Source organism: Candidatus Protofrankia californiensis, assembly GCF_900634765.1.
Classification (GTDB): Bacteria; Actinomycetota; Actinomycetes; order Frankiales; family Frankiaceae; genus Protofrankia; species Protofrankia californiensis.
On the sequence record NZ_CAAAFT010000198.1, the window covers coordinates 4317 to 11838 of the forward strand.

Genomic DNA, 7522 nt, shown 5'->3' on the forward strand with positions numbered 1-7522 from the left:
GAGCTGCCCCGAGGTCAGCGCGCCGACCCGGGCGGCGTCGTCGGCGAGGAACTGTATGACGTACTGGTCGAGGTAGGCCTCCCCAGGATGCGCCGCCGACGCCGGCGCCCAGCGGTAGCCCGGGCGGCGGGTGAACACGGCGTTCTGTCCCGGGGTGAGCGACGAGGACACGAACGGCCCGGTTCCCACCAGGAACTTGCCGCCCGAGGCGATGTCGGCGGGATTGGCGCGCAGCACGGCGGGCGAGTGGAAGCTCAGATACGTGCTGCTCAACGCGCCGAGCAGCGGCGAATAGGGTGACTTCAGGTGCACGACCACGGTGAAGTCGCCGGTGACCTCGGTCCGGTCGTAGGGGCCGAGCAGGGTCTTGGAGTTCCTGGACTTCGTCGCCGGATCCACGATGTGGTCGAAGTTGACCTTCACCGCCTGGGCGTTGAACGCGGTCCCGTCATGGAAGGTGACGTCGTCGCGCAGCACGAACGAGTACCGCAGGCCGTCGTCGGAGATCTCCCAGGATTTCGCCAGCCACGGTTCGAAGGTGCCGTCCGCCTTCTGGTACACCAGCGAGTCGTACACGGCGCGCAGCGTCAACGCGGACAGGGTGGAGACCGAGACGTGCAGGTCCCAGCTGTCGGGCTCGGCGGTGGTGGCGAAGGTGATGCTGCCGCCGCTCTTCGGCGTCCCGCCGCCATCGCCCGGCGAGGAGTCGTCCGCGCAGGCCACCAGGCTCGAGCCCAGGCCGAACGCGGCCAGTGAGCCCACCGACAGGGTGAGAAAATTCCTGCGAGAATACATGAGAACTCCGTTTCGTCGATAAAATATGTTGAGATATTTCCGAAGAATGCGTTCGCGGAGAGCGCTGTGCCTGGGAATGCTGTGCCTGGAAATGCCGTCGGACGGTCCGGGTGGTCCGGACGGTTTCGTGTGTACGGTCCGGCCGGTGCCGGGCGGAGTTCGACGCGGTGGGCGTGGGCCGCCGGCGCGGATTCCCGTGGTCCTCGGGAGGGGCGGGAACGAGCCTTAGCTCGGCCGCGCCCGGCCCGTGCCGCCGGCCGTCAGGAGTTCACCGGGCCGCGCGATGACCCGCTCCGTGCCGCCGGCATCCGCTCGATGTCGCCGACGACATCTCAATGTCGCCGACAACATCCGACCGGATGCCCGCGTCCGACCGCGCGGGTGGCGTCGGGACGGCTCCCGACGCGGGAGAGCGCGGCGGATCCGTGCCGGGTCACCGGTCATGCTCCCCGGTGGTGACCGGTGGTCACCGGCTGTGCGCCAAGACGCGGTTCCCGGGCGCTGTTCTCAGCCGTATGCCCATGCGGCCCCACCGACACAATCGCGCTCCCTCACGCTTCCACCAGCCAAGAGGCTCGGACGGAATGGATTGTGACAGTAGGGCTCTAAAGCGAACCTTGGATCGAAACATGATCATCAGGGGTGGTCCATCCGGAACTGTCCGTGACGACAGCGTCCAGCAACAGAGCCAGCATCCGGGTGCTGCCGTCCCGGCCGGCGGGCGAGCGTTCCCGCACCCAGGACGCGGCGCTGATGACGTCGAACAGATCCTCGGCGGTGAAGTCCGGCCGTACCCGCCCGGCGGCCTGCGCCGAGTGCAGCAGGCCGGCACCGCACCGGTACATGTCGGTGCACGAGCCGGACAGGGTGCCCTTGCCGTGCCGGCTGCGCGTCAGGAGCCCCATCAGCCCACGGAACGTGCTGCAGTACCGCACCGCCTGCGCCCCGTCCGGTCCCGCAGGGCGGACAGTGGCTTGTCGGTCACGGCTGCTTCGTCGGCGAACGTGATCAGAGCGGCGAGACCGTCCCTGGTCGCGGCCTCGATCAACGACTCCCGGGTGGGGAAATGCCTGTACAGGGTGCCGATGGCGACCCGCCCGGGCGGCGATCTCTTCCAGGGGCGCCGCGGAGCCCCTGGCCTAGAAGGCCTCGCGCGCCGTCCGCAGGATCGCGTCGTGGTTGCGCCGGGCGTCCGCCCGGCGTGCCCTGCCGGCGACAGCGGGCTGTTCCTTCATCGGAGACCTCCACCTTGACAAGTCGAGGATAGCTCATATTATCAGGGCCGAACTCCTAAGGTGAGCCATCCTCAAAATAATCCCCGTCTGCTCCAGGAGGCATCGTGAGCACCGAAACCGGTTCCAGCACGACCACGACGGGCGGCGGTCCGCCCAGGGCGTGGGGGCTCGTGCTCGCCGCGATCGTCGGTGCCGAGTACCTGCTGCAACTGGACGGCACGATCGTGAACGTGGCGCTGCCGCAGATCCAGGCCCGCTTCGACGCCAGCATCACCACCGGCGCCTGGATCCTCAACGGGTTCTATCTTGCCTTCGGCGCGCTGCTCCTCGTCACCGGACGGCTCGGCGACGTGTTCGGCTACCGCCGGGTGTTCCTCTTCGGCATCGGCCTGGTGGCCGTCGCCTCGCTGGTCGCCGGTCTCGCGCAGGACGTCGCGGTGCTGCTCGTCGGCCGGGTGCTGCAAGGAGCCGGGGCGGCGCTGGCCGGCCCCAGCGCGCTGGCGCTGCTGACCGTCCTGTCCGAGGGGGAGCGCAGACAGCGGGCGTTCGGCCTCTACTCCACCGTCACCGCGCTCGGCTCGGCCTCCGGCATGGTGTTCGGCGGGCTGCTGACCTCGGCCGGCAACTGGCGATGGAGCATCCTGGTGAACGTCCCGATAGCCGCGTTGATCTTTGTCGTCGCCCTGCGCGTACTCGGGACCCGAGACGCTGTCCGCAGCCAGCGTTCGCTGGGCATCCCCAGCGCGGCCCTGGCGACCGGGGCACTGACCGCCGGTGTGTACGGCCTGGTCCACGCGGCCGACACGGGCTGGCAGGACGCGGGGACGATCGCCCCGCTGGTGGCCGCCGTCGTGCTGTTCGCGCTCCTGCCGGTGGTGGACTCCCGCTCCCCCGAGCCGCTGCTGCCGGGCCGGATCTTCGCCCACCGGGACCGGCTCGGCGGCTTTCTCAACCTCACGCTGCTGGCCGCGGTGCTGGGCAGTTTCCTGTTCTTCCTGGCCCAGTACCTGCATGCCGTGCTCGATCTGAGCCCGGTGCGAACCGGCCTCGCGCTGCTGCCCTTCGCCATCTCGATCCTGCTCAGCGCCTCGATAATCACCAAGTGGGCCAGCTCGATCAGCCTCAAAGCCCGGGGTGTGGCGGGGCTCGCGGTGGTCGCGGTCGGCGTGGCCTGGCTCAGCCGGGTGGACGACGGTGCCGGCTACGCCTCCGCCGTGCTGCCACAGATTATCATCATCGGCCTCGGCGTCGGCCTGGCCATCGTCCCGTTCAACGTCGTCATCCTCTCCAGCGCCGACCCGCAGGACACCGGTGTCACCGCCGGGATCGTGCAGGTGGCCATCACCGTCGGCGGCCTGATCGGCATCGCCGTGTTCCTGCTGCCGTTCACCCAGGGCGCCGGCAGCGAGGTGGACCACTTCGCCCGGGTCTTCACCTGGCTCACCGCGCCGGCGGTCATCGGCATCCTGGTGTCACTGGGGGTTTGGTTCGGTCCCAGCCGGAGTAAGGCCCCGGCGACCGCCGACGCGGCCGGCTGAAACGAACGACCGGCCCGGCAGTGTGCGCGGTTTTTCGGACAGTGCGGCGGTCATGGTGTCCTCTTGTGCGGATCAGGTTTGGAAGAGTGCTTCCCTGAGGGCGGCCGGTACTGTTTCGGTGATCCGCTGACGTAGTCCCGGCCCAACGTCGCCGGCAAGGCCGTGCGTGGCGCCTGGAAAGTGATGCAGCTCAACCGGAACGCCGGCCTGGATCAGGCGGAAAGCGAACTGCAGGGCTTCATCGCGGACCGCGTCGAGCTCAGCGACCGCGATGAAGGTGGGCGGCAGGCCGGCGAGGTCATCCGCCCGGGCCGGAGCGGCGACCGCCGGCACGTTGCCCGCGACATCACGCAGATAGGCGTCCCAGCATTCCCGTGCCAGCCGTGAACTGAGGTACTCCGGCTCCCACTGCCTGCGCATCGATGCGGTGTCGGCCTGATCGTCCAGCGAAGGTGTGACCATGTGCAGCAGGCGGATCGCGGGGCCGCCGTGGTCACGTGCCGCGAGAGCCACCCCGGTGGCCAGCGTCCCGCCCGCGCTTACTCCGCTCAGCGCGATCCGAGCGGGATCAATGCCGAGTTCGGCCGATTCGGCGGCCATCCAGCGCAGGACGGCGAGGCAGTCGTCGAACGCGGCGGGGAACGGATGCTCGGGCGCAAGCCGGTAACCCACCGAAATCACGATCGCGTTCAGCTTGACGGCCAGCGGCGCGACCAGGAAATGCACCATGTCAATGCTGCCGATCACCCAGCCGCCGCCATGGATGTAGAGCACCGCCGGCAACGCGGACGTCCGGTTGCGGGGCGCATAGCGGCGGACCGGCACCCGCAGTCCCGACACCGGATCGTGTGCTTCCAGGTTTTGCATGTCCAGTGCCTCGGTGCCGGGAAGCGGGTCCGGTTCCGCCAGCGGCAGGCGGCTTAGCGCGCCTCTGTCAGCGAGCAACTCGGCTAGTGTGCTCTCCACCGGCTCGGCCGAGATGCGTGTCATCGGTTTTCCCTTCTGCTGGTGTCAGGACGGCTCAGCCGAGGCCGTACGGCCGCCCAGTCCACGGCCAGCGCTCTGGCAAGTCCCTCGATCCCGGCTTTCGACAGGTGTAGACACTCAGTCCGCGGCGCGTCGACGGCCGGCTCCAGGGGCAAGGCGGGGCATTTCCGAGCAGTGGTCATGCGGGTCCTCCGGTGTCGTCCGAAAACTGTGGTATCGAATCCTGCGGGATCCGGGAGATGGCGGCGCCCAACACCACCCGGTCGTCTGTTTCGACCGACAGCGCACGGGCCAGCGCACGCAGCCGTTCTTCCGCCGCGCGCCGGGACACCGCGGCGAACGGCGCGAAGGTCTCGGCACCGTGAAAAGCGCCGGGAAAGGAGTGCAGTTCCACACTCACCCCTGCGGCCAGCAACCGCAGAGCGTAGTGAATGCCTTCGTCCCGCAGCGGATCCAGTTCCATCGTGGTGAGATACGTCGGCGGCAGCCCGCGCAGCTCCTCGGCCCGAGCGGGTGCGGCGTAGGGCGGCACGTCGTCACCGCCAGGCCGCCGGGCCGGCCCCAGGTAGGCGGCCCACGCCGAAGCGGCGCCTGCCCGGTTGAACCCGGGAGTGTTCGTGTATGTCACCGCCGAGTGCGTGGCCAGCCGGTCATCCAGCATCGGCACGTCCAGCAGCTGGAACACCAGCGGAACCTCTGCTTTGTCCCGCACCAGCAACGCCGTTCCAGCCGCGAGCGCGCCGCCCGAGCTCGCGCCGCCGATAGCTATGCGCTCGGGGTCCAGGCCCAGTTCCCGGGCCGATCGGTAGACGTGGCGCAGCGCCGCGTAGCAGTCTTCCACCGGGCCGGGGTAGGGCGTTGCCGGCGCGAGCCGATATTCGACGTTGGCGACCGCGATGTCCAACCGGGACGCGACTTCGGCGCAGAACGGGTCCAGCGCGGCCGCGTCGCCCGCGGTGAACCCACCGCCGTGAATCCACACGAGCACCGGCACCGGGGCGGCCCTCGCGACGGGCCGCCACAGACGGACTGGCACCTGCGGCTCCCCCGGAGCCAACAGGTCCATGCTGTGCACCGGCGGCAGTTCTGCCGTAGCGACTTCGGCTGCGAGTGCGCGCTGAGCCTCGCCGCGGAGGAGGGCAAAGACGTGCTTTTCGTGGCTGAGCAAGGCACCGGCCACGTCGGCCAGCTCCGGGTCGATGGTGGGAAGACCGGGTTCCGAAGGCGATGCGGACATGATTCACTGCACCGCCACCGTGACAGCCGCGCCGGGATTCTGCCGGTTTGGTGACGGTTGGCCGGGTCGCGGCAATCGGGGGCTGCTCCACTGGCGCACCAGGGGGCGTTCGACCAGCCGGTAGAGCAGCCAGACCCGGCGGCCGTCCCACCGGGTGACCTGGTTGACCGGTCCCCGCGTACCGATCGCCTTGTAGGAGTCCGGCAGGCGGTACGGACAGCTTCGGCGTTCCGGGAACAGGGGCGCTTCGGCCAGATAGGTCGACAACGTGGCCTCCATGGTGATGTGATAATAGATCCTGCGGAAAGGCGTGTGGGAAGGACTCCGCAGACAGTTAAAGGTGCGGCGGCGAGGCAGGCAATGACGCCCGCGCCGGATCCGCCCTTCTCTTAACAACCGCTTTAGAACCACGTTGGCGTGTGGACGCGTGCGCGATCGGGCTTCAGCGTTGGGTAAGGACCGCGTCAGCCGCCGGCCCCGGAACTGGCAGGACTGACATTCCAGTGATGGGAGAAAGCATGCGCGCCCAGGGTGTCGTAGTCGGCGCCCGCTCGCCCGACCGGGCTGATGCCGGCCGGGGAGCTCGCGCTGTCCGGCGTTTCGCCCGTGGTTCTCGAACGACTTCCCGAACCCAGCCGGCAGCCCCGCGCGGTCACGTCCGGCGACGTAGTATACGGAGGGTGATTCCGCGTGATCCTCGGTCAAGTTATGCGGTCAGGGCTTCTGGTGTCCCGCTGATCTCGGGCGTGTCGTGGGACTTCTGTGCCGAGTTGGCTTTGGCGAGGATTTCCAGGCCGATGTAGAGGTGGGTTTCGATCCACTCGTCGTGCTGTTCCGCGAGAACGGCGTTGACGAGGCGTATAGTAACGCCGCAGTCGGGGAAGATATCGATCACGTCGGTGAGCCGGCGGATCTCTTTGTTCAACCGTTCGTTGGTTATCTGGAGCCGATCAGAAGATCAAGGATGTGACCTGCTGGTTTGTGTGGTGGGCAGGTTTTTGGACGGGCAGGCCGCAGAAGCCGTTGGGCAACGCCTGGGTGGCTCGGCCGGGCCGCTGTTTGGCCCAGGCGGCTTCGGCAGGCGGGCCGTCGAGGTCGAGGACGACCCGCCGGCCATGGATGTCGACCTTGTGGACGGCTTCCCAGCGGCGGCGGACGGTGGCGTCGTGCAGTCGCTCTGGCGACGTGGGACTGCTGGTCGGCGATCAGCCTGTGGAGCTCTTCGTCCCCGGGCGCGCAGCCGCCTCCCGGCCGGACTCCATAGGCTCATCAGGGATGCGGTCGAACCAGAGGAGGTTTCGCATGGGTGGCGGTACGCATGAGTGACCTGGCGGAGGCCACCGGACGACCGATGCGTTCCCACGCCCGGCGTAACCGGGAGCGGATCCTCGCCGTGGCCAGGGACGCCATGACCAGCCAGGACGACGAGATCTCCCTCAACGAGGTAGCCCGGCGCGCGGGTGTCGGCATCGGCACGTTGTTCCGGCACTTCGCCAGCCGGGAGGCGCTGCTGGAGGCCTTGGTGCACGACCGTACCGCCGCCCTCTGCGTGGAGGCGGACCGTCTGCTCGAAGCGGACGCTCCGGGCGCTGCCCTGGTCACCTGGCTGTCCGACCTGGTGGAGCACGTGGCGACCTACCGCGGTGTCGCCGCCGCGCTGCTCAGCGGGGCCCACGACGAGCAGTCCGCGCTGCATCGCTCCTGTCAGGGCGTGGACGACGCCGCCGCGG

The 7522-nt window shown here is 68.9% G+C and carries 7 protein-coding genes and 3 pseudogenes; 3 read left to right on the forward strand and 7 right to left on the reverse strand.

The genetic code is table 11. From position 1 onward, the window contains the following. On the reverse strand, positions 1 to 795 hold a 795-nt coding region (locus tag DD1DGNOD_RS10850; protein WP_241255644.1), incomplete at its 3' end, for an ABC transporter substrate-binding protein. Positions 796 to 1400: 605 nt separating this feature from the next. After that, entirely contained in the window at positions 1401 to 1730 is a 330-nt protein-coding gene (locus DD1DGNOD_RS29245) for a hypothetical protein (RefSeq protein ID WP_346434309.1), read from the reverse strand. Between the two features lie 404 nt (positions 1731 to 2134). Here DD1DGNOD_RS29245 and DD1DGNOD_RS10860 point away from each other — a divergent pair, with 404 nt between their 5' ends. After that, positions 2135 to 3568 carry an MFS transporter gene (locus DD1DGNOD_RS10860; RefSeq protein WP_131770031.1) on the forward strand — a complete coding sequence of 478 codons (1434 nt, stop codon included), beginning with the start codon at positions 2135 to 2137 and terminating at the stop codon, positions 3566 to 3568. Positions 3569 to 3640: 72 nt separating this feature from the next. On the opposite strand, the gene DD1DGNOD_RS10865 is transcribed toward DD1DGNOD_RS10860, so the two are convergent. From DD1DGNOD_RS10865 to DD1DGNOD_RS10875, 3 genes are all read right to left on the reverse strand, one after another. After that, positions 3641 to 4558, reverse strand: a complete 918-nt coding sequence (locus DD1DGNOD_RS10865; protein ID WP_131770032.1) for an alpha/beta hydrolase — start codon at positions 4556 to 4558, stop codon at positions 3641 to 3643. Positions 4559 to 4733: 175 nt separating this feature from the next. After that, the gene (locus tag DD1DGNOD_RS10870; RefSeq protein ID WP_131770033.1) at positions 4734 to 5792 is read right to left on the reverse strand and encodes an alpha/beta hydrolase; all 1059 of its coding nucleotides are present in this window, start codon (positions 5790 to 5792) and stop codon (positions 4734 to 4736) included. A gap of 3 nt (positions 5793 to 5795) precedes the next feature. Next, a complete protein-coding gene (locus DD1DGNOD_RS10875) occupies positions 5796 to 6059 on the reverse strand; it encodes a hypothetical protein (protein WP_131770034.1) in 264 nt (87 codons plus the stop codon). A gap of 300 nt (positions 6060 to 6359) precedes the next feature. Between DD1DGNOD_RS10875 and DD1DGNOD_RS31140 the strand changes: the two are divergent. Beyond that, positions 6360 to 6443 (forward strand): annotated as a pseudogene (locus DD1DGNOD_RS31140) (hypothetical protein); the annotation flags it as partial. A 55-nt stretch (positions 6444 to 6498) separates the two neighbouring features. On the opposite strand, the pseudogene DD1DGNOD_RS10885 reads toward DD1DGNOD_RS31140, so the two are convergent. Next, positions 6499 to 6723, reverse strand: a pseudogene (locus DD1DGNOD_RS10885) (transposase); the annotation flags it as partial. Between the two features lie 22 nt (positions 6724 to 6745). Next, positions 6746 to 6967 (reverse strand): annotated as a pseudogene (locus DD1DGNOD_RS30795) (tyrosine-type recombinase/integrase); the annotation flags it as partial. Between the two features lie 131 nt (positions 6968 to 7098). On the opposite strand from DD1DGNOD_RS30795, the gene DD1DGNOD_RS10895 reads away from it, so the two are divergent. Further along, the coding region (locus DD1DGNOD_RS10895) for a TetR/AcrR family transcriptional regulator (RefSeq protein WP_241255646.1) at positions 7099 to 7522 on the forward strand (424 nt) is incomplete at its 3' end.

Excerpts from the sequence above, each read along its gene's own strand:
- DD1DGNOD_RS10865 (WP_131770032.1), bottom strand. The coding sequence starts at position 4,558 with ATGACACGCATCTCGGCCGAGCCGGTGGAGAGCACACTAGCCGAGTTG.
- DD1DGNOD_RS10870 (WP_131770033.1), bottom strand. The coding sequence starts at position 5,792 with ATGTCCGCATCGCCTTCGGAACCCGGTCTTCCCACCATCGACCCGGAG.